Annotated in this window: 16 protein-coding genes; 11 read left to right on the top strand and 5 right to left on the bottom strand. The window is 70.4% G+C overall.

Going from position 1 to position 17,488, the window contains the following annotated elements:
- Positions 1–7: 7 nt before the first annotated feature.
- Positions 8–784 carry an IclR family transcriptional regulator gene (locus tag OG331_RS19410; protein WP_328879610.1) on the bottom strand — a complete coding sequence of 259 codons (777 nt, stop codon included), beginning with the start codon at positions 782–784 and terminating at the stop codon, positions 8–10.
- Entirely contained in the window at positions 781–1,986 is a 1,206-nt protein-coding gene (locus OG331_RS19415; protein ID WP_406197867.1) for a sugar kinase, read from the bottom strand. The genes OG331_RS19410 and OG331_RS19415 overlap by 4 nt, the downstream gene beginning before the upstream one ends.
- A 136-nt stretch (positions 1,987–2,122) precedes the next feature.
- Here OG331_RS19415 and OG331_RS19420 point away from each other — a divergent pair, with 136 nt between their 5' ends.
- Both OG331_RS19420 and OG331_RS19425 read left to right on the top strand, forming a co-directional pair.
- Complete coding sequence (locus OG331_RS19420; protein WP_406197870.1) at positions 2,123–3,394, top strand: amino acid deaminase; 1,272 nt, start codon at positions 2,123–2,125, stop codon at positions 3,392–3,394.
- Positions 3,395–3,413: 19 nt separating this feature from the next.
- Positions 3,414–5,036, top strand: a complete 1,623-nt coding sequence (locus OG331_RS19425) for an amidohydrolase family protein (protein ID WP_406197872.1) — start codon at positions 3,414–3,416, stop codon at positions 5,034–5,036.
- A gap of 55 nt (positions 5,037–5,091) precedes the next feature.
- Here OG331_RS19425 and OG331_RS19430 read toward each other — a convergent pair whose 3' ends face one another.
- Positions 5,092–6,021 carry a serine protease gene (locus OG331_RS19430; RefSeq protein WP_406197875.1) on the bottom strand — a complete coding sequence of 310 codons (930 nt, stop codon included), beginning with the start codon at positions 6,019–6,021 and terminating at the stop codon, positions 5,092–5,094.
- Positions 6,022–6,252: 231 nt separating this feature from the next.
- Positions 6,253–6,885, bottom strand: a complete 633-nt coding sequence (locus OG331_RS19435) for a hypothetical protein (protein ID WP_406197877.1) — start codon at positions 6,883–6,885, stop codon at positions 6,253–6,255.
- A 111-nt stretch (positions 6,886–6,996) separates the two neighbouring features.
- On the opposite strand from OG331_RS19435, the gene OG331_RS19440 reads away from it, so the two are divergent.
- From OG331_RS19440 to OG331_RS19465, 6 genes are all read left to right on the top strand, one after another.
- Positions 6,997–8,208 (top strand): pyridoxal phosphate-dependent aminotransferase, encoded by a 1,212-nt coding sequence (locus tag OG331_RS19440; RefSeq protein ID WP_406197880.1) that lies wholly within the window; start codon positions 6,997–6,999, stop codon positions 8,206–8,208.
- Positions 8,209–8,325: 117 nt separating this feature from the next.
- A complete protein-coding gene (locus OG331_RS19445) occupies positions 8,326–8,748 on the top strand; it encodes a hypothetical protein (protein ID WP_362380798.1) in 423 nt (140 codons plus the stop codon).
- Positions 8,749–9,017: 269 nt separating this feature from the next.
- Complete coding sequence (locus OG331_RS19450; RefSeq protein ID WP_406197883.1) at positions 9,018–10,082, top strand: hypothetical protein; 1,065 nt, start codon at positions 9,018–9,020, stop codon at positions 10,080–10,082.
- A gap of 14 nt (positions 10,083–10,096) precedes the next feature.
- A complete protein-coding gene (locus OG331_RS19455; RefSeq protein WP_406197885.1) occupies positions 10,097–11,272 on the top strand; it encodes a toxic anion resistance protein in 1,176 nt (391 codons plus the stop codon).
- The gene (locus OG331_RS19460) at positions 11,269–12,858 is read left to right on the top strand and encodes a substrate-binding domain-containing protein (RefSeq protein WP_406197888.1); all 1,590 of its coding nucleotides are present in this window, start codon (positions 11,269–11,271) and stop codon (positions 12,856–12,858) included. Before OG331_RS19455 ends, OG331_RS19460 begins: the two co-directional genes overlap by 4 nt.
- Before the next feature lie 4 nt (positions 12,859–12,862).
- Positions 12,863–13,453, top strand: coding sequence for a hypothetical protein (locus OG331_RS19465; protein WP_406210136.1), 591 nt, complete (start codon positions 12,863–12,865; stop codon positions 13,451–13,453).
- Positions 13,454–13,639: 186 nt separating this feature from the next.
- On the opposite strand, the gene OG331_RS19470 is transcribed toward OG331_RS19465, so the two are convergent.
- A complete protein-coding gene (locus OG331_RS19470) occupies positions 13,640–15,463 on the bottom strand; it encodes a phosphoenolpyruvate carboxykinase (GTP) (RefSeq protein ID WP_406197891.1) in 1,824 nt (607 codons plus the stop codon).
- A gap of 341 nt (positions 15,464–15,804) precedes the next feature.
- Between OG331_RS19470 and OG331_RS19475 the strand changes: the two genes are divergently transcribed.
- The 3 genes from OG331_RS19475 to OG331_RS19485 all read left to right on the top strand — a co-directional run bounded on the left by OG331_RS19475 (position 15,805) and on the right by OG331_RS19485 (position 17,487).
- Positions 15,805–16,551 carry a hemolysin III family protein gene (locus OG331_RS19475; RefSeq protein ID WP_406197893.1) on the top strand — a complete coding sequence of 249 codons (747 nt, stop codon included), beginning with the start codon at positions 15,805–15,807 and terminating at the stop codon, positions 16,549–16,551.
- 151 nt (positions 16,552–16,702) lie between these two features.
- Complete coding sequence (locus OG331_RS19480) at positions 16,703–16,852, top strand: hypothetical protein (protein ID WP_406197896.1); 150 nt, start codon at positions 16,703–16,705, stop codon at positions 16,850–16,852.
- A 5-nt stretch (positions 16,853–16,857) separates the two neighbouring features.
- On the top strand, positions 16,858–17,487 hold the full coding sequence (locus OG331_RS19485) for a TetR/AcrR family transcriptional regulator (protein WP_406197898.1): 630 nt from the start codon (positions 16,858–16,860) through the stop codon (positions 17,485–17,487).
- Position 17,488 lies beyond the last annotated feature (1 nt).

The following is a 17,488-nucleotide window of genomic DNA, read 5'->3' on the forward strand; positions in this document are numbered from 1 at the left end:
GGTGTCCTTACGGTCCTTGTCGGGGGGCTGCCGGGTGCACGGGGTTTCTGCCGGAGTACTCGCCGCTGATGCCGTCCGCCGTACGGCGCACCAGTGGGAGCAGGGTGAGGAGTTCGTCGGCGGTGACGACGACGTTCGGCGCGGAGACCGACATCGCGGCGACGACACGGCCGTCGGCGCCGCGGATCGGTGCGGCGACGCAGTTGATGGACTCCTCGTGGCCACCGAGGTCGGTGGCCCAGCCCTGTTCGCGCACCTTTTCCAACTCCCGCAGGAAGGCTGGGGCGTTGGGGGTGGAACGGGCCGTGTACATGGGGTAGTCGAGCTTCTCCGCGAGGGCGCGGCGCTCGTGCTCGGGCCGGTCGGCGAGCAGCAGCTTCGCCACGGCGGCGACGGTGATGGCGACGGGCTTGCCGATCCGCGAGTACATGCGCACCGGGTACCGGCTCTCGACCTTGTCGATGTACAGCACCTCGTCCTCCTCGTACACGGCGAGGTGGACGGTGTGCCCGCACTGCTCGTTGAGACGGGCCAGGTGAGGGTGGGCGATCTCGCGGATGTCGAGGTTCTCCATGGCCTCCTGCGCGAGGGCGATGAGGCGGGCGCCGAGGCGGTAGCGCTGGTCGGACTGGCGGTAGACGAGGCCGTGCTCGTGCAGGGTGCGCAGCAGCCGCAGCGCGGTGGACTTGTGCACCCCCAGCCGGTCGGCCACCTGCCCGAGGTCGGCGGGACCCTCGGCGAGCAGCGGCAGGATGCTGAGCGCACGGTCGACGGTCTGGCTCATGGCGTACGTACCTCCTCGACGGCCCGCTCAGTGGCTTGCGTCCAGCCCGGGCCGAGTCGAAGTTTCTCCCACTCGACGCCGTCCAGGGCGACCAGCCGGTCGGCGTGGTCCCGGGAGGGCGGTGCGGCGAGGTCCCCGGGCACGGTGAGAGCGGCGGCAGCCATCAGGTGCCCGTGCCGCAACCGCTCCCGAACGCCGAGCCCACGCAGTGTCCCGGAGAGAAAACCGGCAGCAAAGGCATCACCGGCACCGACCGCCGCGACGACGTCGACGTGAAGGGCGGGTACGAAGGTGGTCGTCGACTCGGAGGTGGCCGGGCGGATGCGGGTCGCGTCGGCCGGCGCGGGCAAGGTGCCGTCCTGCTCCGAGCCGGGGACGGCCGCGGTGCTGCACAAGGGCTGGGCGCCGGGCGTGGCCGCGTCCGCGGGCCCGTGGCCGGACCGGCCGGGCATGGCCGCGCGCTCGAACGCCGTCGCCCCCCGCGCCCCGTCCTTCACGACCAGGACGCTCGGCTCCGGCAGCAGTGCGCGGATCGCCTCCGGGCCGCCGGTGACGCCCCAGGCCGCCTCTGCCTCGTCGGTGCCCACGAAGACCACGTCGCAGGCGCGGGCCAGGTCCAGGAGGACGTGGGGGCCGTCGGTGGTGTGCCACAGGCCCGGGCGGTAGTTGACGTCGAAGGAGACGAGGGGGCCGTCGGCGGGCCGGCCGGCGACGAGTTCCCTCAGCAGGGCGAGGCAGGCGTCCGACAGTGCCGCCGTGATTCCCGACAGATGCAGCACCCGTCCGGCCCGCACCGCCGCGAGGTCCACGTTCGCCGCGGACATCGCGGAGGCCGCGGAACCCGCCCGGTAGTACGCCACCTCGTGCTGGTCCGTGGCACGGTCGCCCGCGGTGCGGAAGTACACGCCCGTCGGACGCACCGGGTCCCGGCGCACGGCCGAGACGTCGACGCCGTACTTCCGGATCGCCTCGACGAGATGGTCGCCGAAGCCGTCGGCGCCGACCCGGCTGACCCACCGCACGGAATGCCCCGCGGCGGCGAGCCCGCACGCGACGTTCGACTCCGCGCCCCCGATCGCCCGCTCGAACGACGGCACGTCGGCGAGGCGCCCCGGCCGCGTCGGCAGGAACGTGACCATGGACTCGCCGAGCGCGACAACGTCCACGACGTCGAGGGCATTGCAGGGTCCGGTGGCAGTCACGATCGTCGTAGCTCCTCGGCGGTTGCGTGGGACGCGGACTTCGTTGACCCGCGGTTCGCCGAGATGTTAGACAGCGGTAAGCGATATACGCAATGGATGTTGCAGAGAATGCAACTCCCCAGATCAGGGAGGTTCCATGAGCAACGAGGCACTCGCCCGCCTGGCCGAGGAACGCGTCGACCACCGCTTCAAGGGCCTCCCGCCGGACGCCGACGGGCTCACCGTCGCCGAACTGGCCGCTCAGCGCCGCAACCTCTTCACCGACGGCTTCGCCACCCCCGTGCTGGCCCTCTCCGCCGAGCGCCTGGAGCACAACCTCGACCTCATGGAGACGTACGCCACCCGGCACGGCCTCGCCTTCGCCCCGCACGGCAAGACCTCCATGGCCCCGCAGTTGTTCCAGCGGCAGATCGAGCACGGAGCGTGGGGCATCACCCTCGCCGTACCGCACCAGGTGCGGGTGGCGCGGGCATACGGCACCGAGCGGATCTTCCTCGCGAACGAGCTGGTGGACGCCGCCGCCCTGCGCTGGATCGCCGGTGAACTGACCGCCGATCCGGACTTCCGCCTCATCTGTTACGTCGACTCCGTGCGCGGCGTGCAGCAGATGGACGCGGCGCTGAGCGGGGCCGGGGCCACCCGTCCGCTGGACGTCGTCGTGGAGCTGGCGGCCGGTGACGGCGCCCGTACCGGCGTCCGTACGGAGGCGGAGTGCGCGGCCGTCGCGGACGCGGTGGCCGCCGTGTCGACGCTGCGGCTGGTCGGCGTCGCCGGGTACGAGGGCGAGGTGCCGGACGCGAACCCCGAGCGGGTGCACGCGTGGCTGCGGCGGCTCGTCCTGCTCGCGGCCGAGTTCGACAAGTCCGGCCGGTTCGCCGGCCTCGACGAGGTCGTCGTCAGCGCGGGCGGCAGCGCATGGTTCGACGCGGTGGCCGACGTCTTCGCCGAGATCCCCGAACTGTCGCTGCCCGTACTGAAGTTGCTGCGCTCGGGCGCGTACGTCTCGCACGACGACGGCCACTACCGCAAGCTCACCCCGTTCAACCGGGTCCCGCAGGAGGGCGCCCTCGAACCCGCCTTCCGCCTGTGGGCCCAGGTCGTCTCCCGCCCCGCCCCCGACCAGGCGTTCGTCAACGCGGGCAAGCGCGACGCGGCGTACGACCTCGACCTGCCCTTCGCCCAGGTGGTCCGCCGCGACGGACCCGAGCGCCCGGCCACCGGCATCTCCGTGACCGCCCTGTCCGACCAGCACGCGTGGCTGCGGACGACCGAGGAGGCGGACCTGGAGGTCGGAGACTGGCTCGGCATGGGGCTGTCCCACCCGTGCACGTCGTTCGACAAGTGGCAGCTGATTCCGGTCGCCGAGGCGGACGGGACCGTCGTCGACTACATCCGCACGTTCTTCTAGGACAGGGGAGGCGTCAGCCATGGAAGAGCTGGTGATCCGGGACGCGGACGTCGTCGACGGCAGCGGCGGCCCGTCCTACCGCGCCGATGTGGTCGTGGACGGCGGCAGGATCGTGTCGATCGTCCAGGAGGCGGCAGCGGCCGGCTGCCAACGGCCCAAGGCCCGCAGGGAGCTGGACGCGGAGGGCCTCGTCCTCTCCCCCGGCTTCGTCGACATGCACGCCCACAGCGACCTGGCGTTGCTGAGGGACCCCGATCACAGCGCGAAGGCGGCACAGGGGGTCGCTCTCGAAGTCATCGGCCAGGACGGGCTGTCGTACGCCCCCGTCGACGACCGCACCCTCGCGGAGGTCCGCCGCGCGATCACCGGCTGGAACGGCTCCGGCGACGACATCGACTTCGACTGGCGGACGGTCGGCGAGTACCTGGACCGCCTCGACGCCGGCTTCGAAGGCCGGGGCATCGCCGTGAACGCGGCGTACCTGATCCCGCAGGGGACGGTCCGCGCCCTCGCCGTCGGCTGGGAGGACCGCGAGGCGACGCCGGACGAGCTGGACCGGATGCGGCAGCTGGTCGCTCAGGGCATGGAACAGGGCGCGGTCGGCATGTCGTCCGGGCTGACGTACACGCCCGGCATGTACGCCAAGGACGCGGAACTGACCGAGCTGTGCCGGGTGGTGGCGTCGTACGGCGGCTACTACTGCCCGCACCACCGCTCCTACGGGGCCGGCGCCCTGGAGGCGTACGAGGAGATGGTGGCGCTGACCCGGGAGGCGGGCTGCGCGCTCCATCTCGCGCACGCCACGATGAACTTCGGCGTGAACGAGGGCAGGGCCCCGGACCTGGTGAAGCTCCTGGACGAGGCGCTGTCGGCCGGTGCCGACATCTCCCTCGACACCTACCCCTACACCCCCGGCTGCACGACCCTCGTCGCGATGCTGCCGAGCTGGGCGAGCGAGGGCGGTCCGGAGGCGATCCTGGCCCGCCTGTCGGACGACGACACGGCCGAGCGCATCCGCCACCACATGGAGGTCATCGGCGCGGACGGCTGCCACGGCGTGCCCATCGAGTGGGACACGATCGAGATCTCGGGCGTGACCGACCCGGCGCTCGGGGACTTCGTCGGCCGTACGATCCAGCAGTCCGCGGACGCGCGGGGCGAGGCCCCTTGGGTGACCGCGCGCGGGCTGCTCCTTCAGGACCGGCTGGGCTCGACGATCCTCCAGCACGTCGGCCACGAGGAGAACGTACGGACGATCATGCGCCACCGCGTCCACACGGGCGGCTCGGACGGCATCCTGCAGGGCACGAAGCCGCATCCGCGCGCGTACGGCACGTTCCCGCACTATCTCGGCCACTACGTACGGGAGTTGGGAGTGCTGTCCCTGGAGGAGTGCGTGGCCCATCTGACCGCGCGTCCGGCGGCGCGGCTGCGGCTGCCGGACCGGGGGCTGGTCCGCGAGGGCTACCGGGCGGACCTGGTGCTGTTCGACCCGCGGACGGTGGCGGCGGGGTCGACGTTCGAGGAGCCGAGAAGGCTCCCGACGGGCATCCCGTACGTCCTCGTCGACGGCCGTTTCGTGATCGAGGACGGGCGCCGGACGGACGTACTGGCGGGGCGGGCGGTCCGCAGGACACCGTGAACTGTCTCAGTGACCTGGGGACCGCCCGCCCCGCGGGCCGTGCCTACGACTGCGGCTACGGCTTGGGCAGCACGCACCCGCTCGCGTTCAGGTCGAGCTTGTTGTCGACGCCGAAGCAGGCGGGGATCTGGTAGGTCTGCTGGGCGTAACTGATGCCCTGGCGGACGGTGACGTTGCCGCTCTCGTCGACCTCGCACGGGTTGTTGATCGTGCAGCGCTGGCCGTCCTCGTTGCCGGTGTTGCTGACGGCGACGACCTTGTTGGTGGCGTGGTCGATGACGGGGGAGCCGGACGTGCCGCCGATGGGCTTGCAGGGGGAGGTGTAACGGACCGAGTCCTTGAAGGTCCAGTCACCTTCCTTGAGGCTGTACGCAAACCCGTCGATGTTGCAGCTGTACAGCCGCTTCCAGTAACCGGAGGCCACGGTGATGGCGGTGCCGGCGACGGGGTGGGTCTCCGCCATGGTGAGCGCGTCGATGCCGTACGAGCTCTTGATCTGCCCGTACGTGGTGGTGAGCTGATAGAACGACACGTCCGTGTCGGTCATCGTCCCGTACACGAGCTTGTTGGCGCGCAGGTTGGCGACCCGGCTGCCGGAGGCGTTGAGCAGACCGAACGTCCGGCTGGATGCCTGGTCGACGACGACCTCGCCGGGTCCCGGCATGCCGGACTCCAGACAGTGGCCGTTGGACATCACCAGCGCCGGGTCGTTGTCCTCCGAGTCGGAGAAGCGGACGACGGAGCCGGAGCAGTTGCTGAGCGAGACGGTGCCCGCGAAGTTGACGGCCTGGACCTTGGGGTTCAGGACCTGGTCGAGGGTCGCCGTGGTGGACGTGACGGTGTCCCGGACCAAGGAGGTGACCGAGTCGGTGTCCGCGCTCATGCCGAAGGACTCGGCCGAGTTCACGGGAGCCGCAGCCGCGGGTACGGCGCCGGCCCCGGCTATCGCCAGGGCGAGGAGGGCGGCGCCGAGAGGTTTTCTCATGTGGGGGTCCCCTCATACGGAGAAGGTGACCGGAAAATCTCCGGTCACCCCGTGTTTGTCATGCGCATTGTCACGCACGAGGGGGGTGCGGACAAGGACTTGGTTACCCGTGAGTTCAAGCCGTAGGGGATTCCCTATCACGGTGAATGGGGGGTGCGAAGAGGGCGGCGCAGGACGTTCACGGGAGGGCGATGAGATCGCCACACGCGACAGTGTCCGGTCGCCCGCCGCCTACTTGGGGCCCTTGGTGTTGCCCTGCCCGCGGCCCCGGTTCTCGCCCGAGTTGCCCGGAGCGACGCTGCCCGCCGTGGCGGTCGGGGTGGCACCGGTGCTGGCGGAGGGCGCCGCCGTGGGCTCCTCCTCGCCGTCCGCGGCACCGTCGGACGCGGACGGGCTCGCCAAGGTCTCGGGGGTGTCCGTGCGCGAGGGCTCGGTGGCCTTCGGTGCGCCGGGTGCGACGGAGTCGGCCGGCTCCCCCGAGGTCGGGCTCGTACGGTCATGCCCGCCCTGCGGGTCGCCCGACGACGAGCCGGACAGGGAGAGGCCGGCCATCAGCGCCGCCGCCGACACCACCGAGACCGCACCGGCCGCGACCAGGATCCGCCGCGAGCCCCGGACACGCGCCTTGCGCCGCGAGCCGCGACCGGTACCCGGACTCCGGTGGCCGCGTGGCTCTCCCCCGCCCGGGGCGGGCTCCTCGGTCACCGAGGGCAGCTCGGCCGTCGCGTCGTACGCGTTCTGCCAGCCGTGCGCGGCCGCGGGGTCCGCGAACTCTTCGTAGGGGGGAGGCGTCGTCGGCCGCGGGTGGTACACGTTCGGCGGCGTCGACGGGTGCCCGTTGTCGTTCTCCGGCGGCCTGGACATGACCACGAATTCTAGGGACGCGAGGGGCCCCTGGGACAGCTACCGCCGATAACAGCCCAAACCCCGCGTCTCACGTGTCGGGGGCCGTTACCGGGCCGTAAGCTCCTTGGCATGCAGGTGATCCAGTCGACCAAGCTCGCCAACGTCTGTTACGAGATCCGGGGCCCGGTGCTCGAGGAGGCGATGCGGCTCGAGTCGGCGGGGCATCGGATCCTCAAGCTGAACACCGGGAACCCGGCGGCGTTCGGCTTCGAGTGTCCGCCCGAGATCCTGGAGGACATCCTCCGCAACGTGTCGTCGGCCCACGGGTACGGCGACGCGAAGGGGCTGCTCGCCGCGCGCCGGGCCGTCGTCATGCACAACCAGACCCTCGGCATCGAGACGGACGTCGAGCACGTCTTCATCGGCAACGGCGTCTCCGAGCTGATCGTCATGGCGATGCAGGGGCTCCTCGACGACGGGGACGAGGTCCTGGTGCCCGCGCCGGACTATCCGCTGTGGACCGCCGCCGTCTCCCTGTCCGGCGGTACCGCCGTGCACTACCGGTGCGACGAGCAGTCCGACTGGATGCCCGACCTCGCCGACATCGAGCGCAGGGTCACCGACCGCACCAAGGCCATTGTCATCATCAACCCCAACAACCCGACGGGGGCCGTGTACGACGAGGCCATGCTGCGGGGGCTGACGGACATCGCCCGGCGGCACAACCTCCTCGTCTGCTCCGACGAGATCTACGACAAGATCCTGTACGACGACGCCACCCATACGCCCACGGCCGCCGTCGCCCCCGACCTGCTCACCCTCACCTTCAACGGCATGTCCAAGGCCTACCGGGTCGCCGGGTACCGGGTGGGCTGGATGTCGATCTCGGGCCCGCGCGCCCACGCCGACTCCTACATCGAGGGCCTCACCATCCTCGCGAACATGCGGCTGTGCGCGAACATGCCCGGTCAGCACGGGGTCGTGGCCGCGCTCAGCGGGCGGCAGACCATCAATGACCTGGTGTTGCCCGGGGGGCGGCTGAAGGAGCAGATGGATGTCGCGTACGAGCTGCTGACGCAGATCCCCGGCGTGACATGCGTACGGCCGAAGGGGGCGCTGTATCTCTTCCCGCGCCTCGACCCGAAGGTCTTCAAGATCAAGGATGACCGGCAGATGGTCCTGGACCTGCTGCGGAGCGAGAAGATCATGGTCGTTCAGGGCACGGGCTTCAACTGGCCCGAGTCGGATCACTTCCGGGTGGTGACCCTGCCGACGGCAACGGACCTGCGGGACGCGATGGGACGGATCGGGCGGTTCCTCGACGGCTACGGCCAGCCCTGACGGCCCCGGACGGGCGCTCACGCTCCGTGTGCGGGCGGCCCTGTTTTGTGACGCGCTCAACTTTAGACGAAATCTAAGCTAGGATGGCTTCCTGTCAGAGCACAGGAGGCCATCCCCATGTACGAACCGATCCGCACCAAGTCGGTCCACAGCACGATGGCCGGCACCACCTCCGACTTCCCCCACCGGTCGCGCGAGGAGGAGCTGGACATCCAGCTCGCGGGCCACCTCGCGGCGCTGCTCGCCGTCACCGACGAGCTGCGTGCGCAGGCCCCGTCCACCGACCTCGACGAGGCCGCCGAGCGGCTCGCCGAGCAGGTGGCCCGGCTGCGGGGCGGACGTGCGCCGGCCCGCGCGGCTGCCGCCGGCGGTGACGCGAGGCTCGCGGCGCTGCATCACCGGGCGCATGCCCTGGCGGGCCGTGCGCTGGTCGTCGCGGCCTCCCGGGCGGACACCGCTGCCGCGATCCTCGCCGCCGAGCGGATGGACGCGCACGCCGCTGCGCAGCCCGAGTCGCAGGAACTGACCGGCGTCGGCTGACACCCCCTCGAACGGCCCCGGTCCGCGTGCACCCGCAGCGACGCGCGGACCGGGTGCCACAGCACTGCGTCGGCTTGGCCGACTTCCGCCTTCGCCGTAGGGCTTGATACCGGGTCGCGGCCACCGGTTCGTGGTGGCTTGTCGCGCAGTTCCCCGCGCCCCTGAAAGCAGGGCGTTGCCGTCGCCCGTGCTGGAACGGGACCGACATGACACCCGCCGTTCACCCTCGTCGGCGGGGAACGTTGGATTCCGCGAGCACTCTCCCCGGCGTGAGACGAATTGCAGGAATCGTCCTCGCGGTGTTGCTGATCGGTGGCGTGGTGGCCGCCGTCGTCGCGGGCCGCAGTGATGGGGACACGAGCACGGCAACGAAGACCGTGCGCGCGGTGATCGGATCGGAGAAGGCGGAGTTCTTCGCCGATCCCGACGTGGTGCGGGCCCTCGCCGCCAAGGGCTACACCGTGAAGGCCGAGACCTCCGGGTCCTGGGCCATGGAGGGACTCGACCTCGCGGGGTACGACCTCGCGCTGCCGTCGAGCCGGGCGCCGGCCGCCGAACTCGCCGCGAAGTACAAGGTGACGGGGACTCTCCCCCGCCCCTTCTACTCGCCCCTCGTCGTCGTGGCGCACAAGAGCGCCGCCGAGGTGCTCGCGGCAAACAAGCTCGCCACCCTGGACACCGAGCACCGCGGCACCTTCGCGATGGCCGCCTATCTGGACGCCGCCCGCGCCGACCGCACCTGGCAGCAGCTCAAGGGCGCCGGGAAGTACGGGGAGTTGACAGGCACGCTCTACCTGTCCAGCACCGACCCCGAGACCTCCAACTCCGGCGCCCTCTACCTCGCCGCGGCCTCCTACGTCGCGAACGGCGGCAAGGTCGTCGCCTCCGGCGCCGAGGTGGACCGCACCTCGCCCCTGCTGCACAAGCTGGTCAGTGTGCAGGGCGCCCAGCAGTCCAGCAGCGACGCCGCCTTCCGCGACTTCGTCAGCGGGGCCGGCAATCCCCTCGTCGTGGTCTACGAGTCCCAGGTGGCCTCGCTGCTGACGGACGGGCAGCAGCCCGACGACCTGGTCGTCCTCTACCCCGACACCACGGTCAACAGCGACCACACGGCCGTACCGCTCACCGAGAACGGGCATGCGGTCGCCGAACTCCTCGCCACGGACCCGAAGTTGCGGGCGCTGGAGGTCAAGCACGGGTTCCGCCCGCAGGGCGAGGTCACCGAGTTCGCCTCGGACACGACGTATCTCAAGCAGGAACTGACCGGCGTCCGCCAGGCGCCCGTGCCCACCGCCGAGGTGCTGCACGAGCTGGCGCGACGGGCGCGCGGATAAGGGGGCAGCACCTCATGAACAACAGCGACGACGATTTCGTCCTCACTCCGCCCGAGCCCGTGGCCACCGTGCCGCGCGAGAGGGCCGGCGGACTCGTCCCGGTCGACGAGGGCGTCCGTACGGACATGGCGAAGAAGGCATCCGCGTACGTGGAGGGGCTCGCGGCGCTCGACGCCCGCTCCCCCGAGTTCGCCGGCAAGGTCGGTGAGATCACCGGCCTCGGTGCCGGCGAGATGCGCAGCGCCGCCGCGCAGTCCAACCGCATGCTGGAGCGGACCATCCGCAGCCTGCCCGACCAGGGCGGGGACGCCCAGTCGCAGGTCGCGGGCTCGCTCGTGGAACTGCGGCGGGTCGTGCAGGACCTGGACCCGCGGGACCTGCCCGCCTCAAAGGGGCGCAAGTTCCTCTCCAGGCTTCCCGGCGGCAACAAACTGCGCGACCACGTCGCCAAGTACGCCTCGGCCCAGGGGACCCTGAACAAGATCGTCGGGTCGCTCCGGGGCGGGCAGGACGAGCTCCGCCGCGACAACGCCGCCCTGCAGACCGAGCGGGTGCGGCTCTGGGAGACCATGGGCAAGCTCCAGGAGTACGTCGTCCTGACCGAAGCCCTGGACACGGCCGTCGGGCAGCACATCACCGGTGTGCAGACACAGGACCCCGCACAGGCGGACAACCTCCGGGCCGACATCCTCTTCCCCGTCCGGCAGAAGCACCAGGACCTGCTCACCCAGCTCGCGGTGTGCGCGCAGGGCTACCTCGCCATGGACGTCGTGCGACGCAACAACGAGGAACTGATCAAGGGCGTCGACCGGGCCGCGACCACGACCGTCTCGGCGCTGCGCATCTCCGTGATGCTGTCGTCCGCCCTCGACAACCAGAAGAAGGTCATCGAACAGGTCAACGCCCTGCGAGGCACGACCGAGGACCTCATCCGGGGCAACGCCGAGATGCTCGCCACGCAGAGCGGCGAGATCCAGCGCATCGCCGCCGACCCGGCCGTCGGCGCCGAGACCCTGCGCTCGGCCTTCCAGCAGATCTACCGCACCCTCGACGCCATCGACACCTACAAGGTGCAGGCGACCGAGGCGATGGCGACGACGGTGGAGAACCTGACCGCCGAACTGCAGCACGCGAGTGCCTACTTGGAGCGCAGCCGCTCGCAGGGCGCGCTGGAGGGCGGCCACGGATGAGACACGCCCGACACACCCAGCACACCCGACACATCCGACGCCCCGGGCGCCTGCTCGCCGTCGCTCTCACGGCGGTGGCGCTGCTGGCGGGCTGCACCGCGGAGAAGGGCACCGACGACCCGGACCCGAACGCCCCGCAGCCCGGCACCCTCCGTGTCCTCGCCTCCAGCGAGCTCAGTGACATGACCCCGGTCCTCGACCGGATCGCCGGCGACACGGGCGTCAGGATCCGGCCCACCTACATGGGCACACTCGACGCCGTCGAGATGCTGGCGAAGGGCAAGGTGGACGGGCAGTACGACGCCCTGTGGCTGTCCTCCAACGACTATCTGCGGCTGCGCCCCGACGCGGCGAAGAAGGTCGTGTCGGAGACGCCGGTCATGGCGAGCCCGGTCGCCCTCGGAGTCAGGACGACCACCCTCGGCCGGCTCGGCTGGAAGCCGGATGACGTCACCTGGTCGCAGATCGAGCAGGCCGTCCAGGACGGCAAGTTGACGTACGGCATGACCGACCCGGCCCGCTCCAACTCCGGTTTCGCCACGCTCGTTTCGGTGGCCTCGGCCCTCTCCGGCGCCCAGTCCGCGCTCACCGACGCCGACGTCACCAAGGCCACGCCCCGCCTGAAGGAGTTCTTCAAGGGGCAGAAGCTGACGTCGGGTTCGTCGGGCTGGCTGGCGGCGGCGTACGAACGGCGCGGGAACGTCGACGCGCTGCTCAACTACGAGTCGGTCCTCAAGGGCATCCCGGGCCTGACCGTGATCCGCCCCAAGGACGGCGTCGTCACCGCCGACTACCCGCTCTCCTCCCTCGCGTCCACCGACGCCGAGACCCGCGAGGACGTCCGCCGTGTCACCGATGCCCTGCGCACCGACGACCTCCAGCGGCTGATCACCGAGCGCACCCACCGCCGCCCGGTCGTCGCCTCCGTCCGGCCCGGGCCCGGCCTGGAGACCAGCAGGCGGCGCGAACTGCCCTTCCCGGGCAGCCGTTCCGTGGCCGACGGCCTGCTCGACTCGTACGAGAACGAGCTGCGCCGCCCGTCCAGGACGGTCTACGTCCTCGACACCTCGGGCTCGATGGAGGGCGACCGGCTGGAGCAGCTGAAGCAGGCGCTCGCCGACCTCACCGGCGACTTCCGCGAGCGCGAGGAGGTCACGCTGATGCCCTTCGGTTCCGATGTGAAGAGCGTGGCCACGCATGTCGTCGATCCGGCCGACCCGAAGGCCGGGCTCGCCGGTATCCGCGAGGAGACCGACGAGCTGAGCGCCGAGGGCGACACAGCGATCTACACCTCGCTGGAGAAGGCGTACGAGCATCTGGGCGCCGGCCGGTCGCAGGACACCTTCACGTCGATCGTGCTGATGACGGACGGCGAGAACACCACCGGCGACGAGGCGGCGGACTTCGACTCCTTCTACGCGGGGCTCGACCGCGACCGGCGGGAGACGCCCGTCTTCCCCATCCTCTTCGGCGACTCCGACCGCTCCGAGCTGGAGCACATCGCCGAGCTGACCGGCGGCCGCCTCTTCGACGCCCAGGAGGGCTCGCTGGACGGCGCCTTCGAGGAGATCCGTGGCTACCAGTAAGGCGTTGTCGTACCTGGAGTCCCGCAAGAACATCGCCGGAAGCGCGTGCGGGCTGGCCGGCGTCGTGCTGACCCTCACGGGGGTCGCGGGGCCGTACTGGCCCGTCGTCGTCGCCGGTCTGTACGGCGCGGGCGCACTGATCGCCCCGCCGGAGCTGCCCGCGCTGCCCGACTTCCCGGACCCGTCGGCCCAGCTCGACGAGGTGCGGGGCGACTTCGAGAAGCTGCGCGGCTATCTGGCAGACATCGAGCTGTCGGTCACGGCAGCCGCCCGGCTGCGTGAACTCACCGAGCTGCTCACCGCATTGCTCGACCGCGGCTGGGTCGCCGAGCTGCTCACCCACGACCCGGAGGGCGTGCACGTGCTCTCCCGGATCGTGCGGCGCGATCTCCCCGAGGCCGTCGACAGCTTCGTACGGACGCGCTGGTGGACCCGGATGACGCCGGGAACCGAGTCCCCCGAACTGCATCTGGAGCGCCAGCTCGGCCTGCTGAAGAAGGACGCCGAGCGCCTGGCGGCGAGCCTGCGCGAGGTGGAGGCCCGCCGCCAGGAGACCCACACCCGGTACCTGGAGGACCGGGGCGGGACGCTGTAAGCAGGCGAGGGCCCGTCGTCGCGTTTCTCCCGTCGGGGCGGACGGGAGCGTGCGACGACAGGCCCACAGCCCCGCACGTCGTTGTACGGAACCTCGCCGGTCTGTGGTGCTGTCACCGCGGCCGGCCGTGACGATATTGCTGGTCAGGGCACAATCGGAGCCGGCCGCGGCGTCTTTGGGGGCTGGTCAGCCCAGGCGCTGCACCAGAGCGCGGTACTCGTCCCACAGCTCCTTGGGCGTGTGGTCGCCGAACGTGTTCAGGTGGTCGGGGACGAGCGCGGCCTCCTCGCGCCAGACCTCCTTGTCGACGGTGAGGAGGAAGTCCAGGTCGGAGTCGGCCAGTTCCAGGCCGTTCGTGTCCAGGGCGCCCTTGGCCGGCAGGATGCCGATGGGGGTCTCGACGCCTTCGGCCTTGCCGTCGAGGCGCTCGACGATCCACTTCAGGACGCGGCTGTTCTCGCCGAAGCCGGGCCAGACGAACTTGCCCTCGTCGTTCTTGCGGAACCAGTTGACGTAGTAGATCTTCGGGAGCTTCGCCTGGTCCTTGTCCTTGGCGACGTCGACCCAGTGGCCCATGTAGTCGCCCATGTTGTAGCCGCAGAACGGCAGCATCGCGAACGGGTCGCGGCGCAGCTCGCCGACCTTGCCCTCGGCGGCGGCCGTCTTCTCGCTGGCCACGTTGGCGCCGAGGAAGACGCCGTGGTTCCAGTCGAAGGACTCCGTGACCAGGGGGACGGCCGTGGCGCGGCGGCCACCGAACAGGATCGCCGAGATCGGCACGCCCTTGGGGTCCTCCCACTCGGGCGCGATGATCGGGCACTGGGAAGCGGGGACGGTGAAGCGGGCGTTCGGGTGGGCGGCCGGCGTCTCGCTGCCCGGCGTCCAGTCGTTGCCCTTCCAGTCCGTCAGGTGGGCCGGAGTCTCCTCCGTCATGCCCTCCCACCAGATGTCGTTGTCGTCGGTGAGCGCCACGTTGGTGAAGACCGAGTTGCCCCACAGCGTCTTCATCGCGTTGGCGTTGGTGTGCTCACCGGTGCCGGGCGCGACGCCGAAGAAGCCGGCCTCGGGGTTGATGGCGTACAGCCGGCCGTCCGCACCGAAGCGCATCCAGGCGATGTCGTCGCCGATCGTCTCGACGGTCCAGCCGGAGATCGTGGGCTCCAGCATGGCGAGGTTGGTCTTGCCGCAGGCGCTCGGGAAGGCGGCGGCGACGTACTTGGCCTCGCCCTGCGGCGGGGTGAGCTTGAGGACCAGCATGTGCTCGGCCAGCCAGCCCTCGTCGCGGGCCATCACGGAGGCGATGCGCAGGGCGTAGCACTTCTTGCCGAGTAGGGCGTTGCCGCCGTAGCCGGAGCCGTAGGACCAGATCTCGCGGGCCTCGGGGAAGTGGGAGATGTACTTGGTGCTGTTGCACGGCCAGGGCACGTCCTGCTCGCCCGCCTCCAGCGGCGCTCCGAGCGTGTGCACGGCCTTCACGAAGAAGCCGTCCTCACCGAGCTCGTCGAGGACGGGCTGACCCATGCGGGTCATGGTGCGCATGGAGACCGCGACGTAGGCGGAGTCGGTGATCTCGACGCCGATCGCGGAGAGGTCGGAGCCGAGGGGGCCCATGCAGAACGGCACGACGTACATGGTCCGGCCGCGCATCGAGCCGCGGAAGACGCCCTTCTCACCGGCGAAGATCTCCCGCATCTCGGCGGGGTCCTTCCAGTGGTTGGTCGGGCCTGCGTCCTCCTCCTTCTCGGAGCAGATGAAGGTCCGGTCCTCGACGCGGGCGACGTCGGTCGGGTCGGAGGCCGCGTAGTACGAGTTGGGGCGCTTGATCGGGTCGAGCTTCTTGAAGGTGCCCTTCGCGACGAGCTCCTCGGCCAGACGCTCGTACTCGGCCTCGGATCCGTCACACCAGACCACGCTGTCCGGCTGCGTCAGTTCAGCGATCTCGTTCACCCACGAGACCAGCTCCCGGTGGGTGGTGGGTACGACGGGGGGAGCCGCGATGTCGCGCGCCACGGTTGCTCCTAAATGAGGGGTTTTTGTCCTGAATATGCCCTTGTATGCCCCGTGGGGGCCGCGACCCGGGTGCTTCGCGGACTGATCTGCCGTGGATCTTCCGCGCTCATCCGGTGCCGACCGCACTCATTTGATCATCCGACGCGTCCGCGCATATGTCCAGAGGGCGTCACAGGTGAGCGGCGTGAGCATCGCCACTCATCCAGATGTTTTCGATGCGTCACCACTGCTTCACCCCGGGTGCGCTCCTGCCGGGTACCCCATGAGACGATGGCCACTTCCGGGCAGCCATCTCGCCGTCCTGATACGTAACTTACGGTTCCGTAGGTACCATGCAGGGCATGACTGCGCCCGTCCCCGACGCATCCTCGGACACGCCGGCCGCCGGCCGCGACTCCGGCGCGCCCTCCTTGCAGCACCAGATCGCGCACCACGCCCAGCAGCTCTCGGACGAGATCAAGCCCAGACTCCGCGGCTGGCTGCACCTCGGCATGTTCCCGGCCGCGCTCGTCGCGGGCCTGGCACTCACCGCCCTCGCGGACTCACCCCGGGGCCGTCTCGCCTGCGGGATCTACGCCCTCACGGCCTGTCTGCTGTTCGGCGTGAGCGCGCTGTACCACCGGGGCAACTGGAGCCCGCGCATGGACGGCATCCTGCGCCGGCTCGATCACGCCAACATCTTCCTGATCATCGCGGGCACATACACACCGCTGACGATGCTGCTGCTGCCGGGCGCCAAGGGGCAGTGGCTGCTGTGGGGCATCTGGGGCGCGGCCGCGGCGGGCATCGTCTTCCGGGTGTTCTGGGTCGGCGCCCCGCGCTGGCTGTACACCCCCTGCTACATCGCGATGGGCTGGGCGGCCGTCTTCTTCCTCCCGGACTTCATGCGCACCGGCGGCATCGCGGTGCTGGTCCTGGTGATCGTCGGCGGCCTCCTCTACAGCGCGGGCGGCGTGATCTACGGCATCAAGCGCCCGAACCCGTCACCGCGCTGGTTCGGCTTCCACGAGGTCTTCCACTCCTTCACACTGGCGGCGTTCGTCGTGCACTACGTCGGGATCTCGCTGGTCGCGTACCAGCACGCGTAGTCCACCGCACAGCCTCTCCAAGGGCCACGACTTCCCAGCCGTGGCCCTTTTCGCGTCCAAAAATGTTGACAGTCGCAAGATACTGATGGTCTTACTCTTTTGAGAGTTGCTCTCATTTCGTGCCTACTGTCACTACAGATGCTCGCCGCTGGTGGGCGCTGGGTCCGTGGTCGCGGCGCACCTCGTGGCCGAGCGGGTCGGCTCGGCGGAGCCGGCGGCGGTGATCCTGCCGGGCACGCCCGATGCGCGTGAGCCCGAGAGCCCGGACATGGCCGCCGCGGGGGCCGATGCCCGACAATGAGCCCCATGACCCCCGCGCACTCCTCTCCCCTGACCGACCGTCCCCAGCTGGGGCTTCGGGAGCGGAAGAAGATCAAGACCCGGACGGCGATCCGCGACGCGACGTACGCGCTGATCAAGTTGCAGGGCTACGACACCACCACGATCGAGCAGATCGCCGAGCGTGCCGAGGTGTCGCCGTCCACGGTCTTCCGCTACTTCCCGACCAAGGAGGACATCGTCCTCACGGACGAGTACGACCCGATCCTGCTGGACGAGTTGCGCAGGCGGCCGGCGGACGAGCCGTGGATGGAGTCCCTGCGGTACGTCATGCGGCTGGCCATCGGCGCCGCGACGCAGGAGGATCCCGAGGCCGTGCGGCTGCGCTCGCACCTGTTGGTCCAGGTCCCCGCGGTGCGGTCCCGGATGCTGGAGAGCATGTCGGTCACCGGCCGGATGCTCGGCGAGGCCATCGCCGAGCGCACCGGCAGGGCACGGGACAGCTTCGAGGTGCGGGTCTTCACGATGTCCCTCATCGGCGGCCTTGTGGAGATCACCCTGTACTGGGCCGAGAACGACTTCGAGGACGACCTCCACGTCCTCCTCGACCGCGCCCTGGACGTCATCGAGCACGGCCTCCCCGCGAAAAACACCTGAG

This window comes from Streptomyces sp. NBC_01017 (assembly GCF_045162795.1).
GTDB classification, from domain to species: Bacteria; Actinomycetota; Actinomycetes; order Streptomycetales; family Streptomycetaceae; genus Streptomyces; species Streptomyces machairae.

Excerpts from the sequence above, each read along its gene's own strand:
- OG331_RS19410 (WP_328879610.1), bottom strand. The coding sequence starts at position 784 with ATGAGCCAGACCGTCGACCGTGCGCTCAGCATCCTGCCGCTGCTCGCC.
- OG331_RS19420 (WP_406197870.1), top strand. The coding sequence starts at position 2,123 with ATGAGCAACGAGGCACTCGCCCGCCTGGCCGAGGAACGCGTCGACCAC.
- OG331_RS19425 (WP_406197872.1), top strand. The coding sequence starts at position 3,414 with ATGGAAGAGCTGGTGATCCGGGACGCGGACGTCGTCGACGGCAGCGGC.
- OG331_RS19430 (WP_406197875.1), bottom strand. The coding sequence starts at position 6,021 with ATGAGAAAACCTCTCGGCGCCGCCCTCCTCGCCCTGGCGATAGCCGGG.
- OG331_RS19435 (WP_406197877.1), bottom strand. The coding sequence starts at position 6,885 with ATGTCCAGGCCGCCGGAGAACGACAACGGGCACCCGTCGACGCCGCCG.
- OG331_RS19440 (WP_406197880.1), top strand. The coding sequence starts at position 6,997 with ATGCAGGTGATCCAGTCGACCAAGCTCGCCAACGTCTGTTACGAGATC.
- OG331_RS19445 (WP_362380798.1), top strand. The coding sequence starts at position 8,326 with ATGTACGAACCGATCCGCACCAAGTCGGTCCACAGCACGATGGCCGGC.
- OG331_RS19455 (WP_406197885.1), top strand. The coding sequence starts at position 10,097 with ATGAACAACAGCGACGACGATTTCGTCCTCACTCCGCCCGAGCCCGTG.
- OG331_RS19460 (WP_406197888.1), top strand. The coding sequence starts at position 11,269 with ATGAGACACGCCCGACACACCCAGCACACCCGACACATCCGACGCCCC.
- OG331_RS19475 (WP_406197893.1), top strand. The coding sequence starts at position 15,805 with ATGACTGCGCCCGTCCCCGACGCATCCTCGGACACGCCGGCCGCCGGC.
- OG331_RS19485 (WP_406197898.1), top strand. The coding sequence starts at position 16,858 with ATGACCCCCGCGCACTCCTCTCCCCTGACCGACCGTCCCCAGCTGGGG.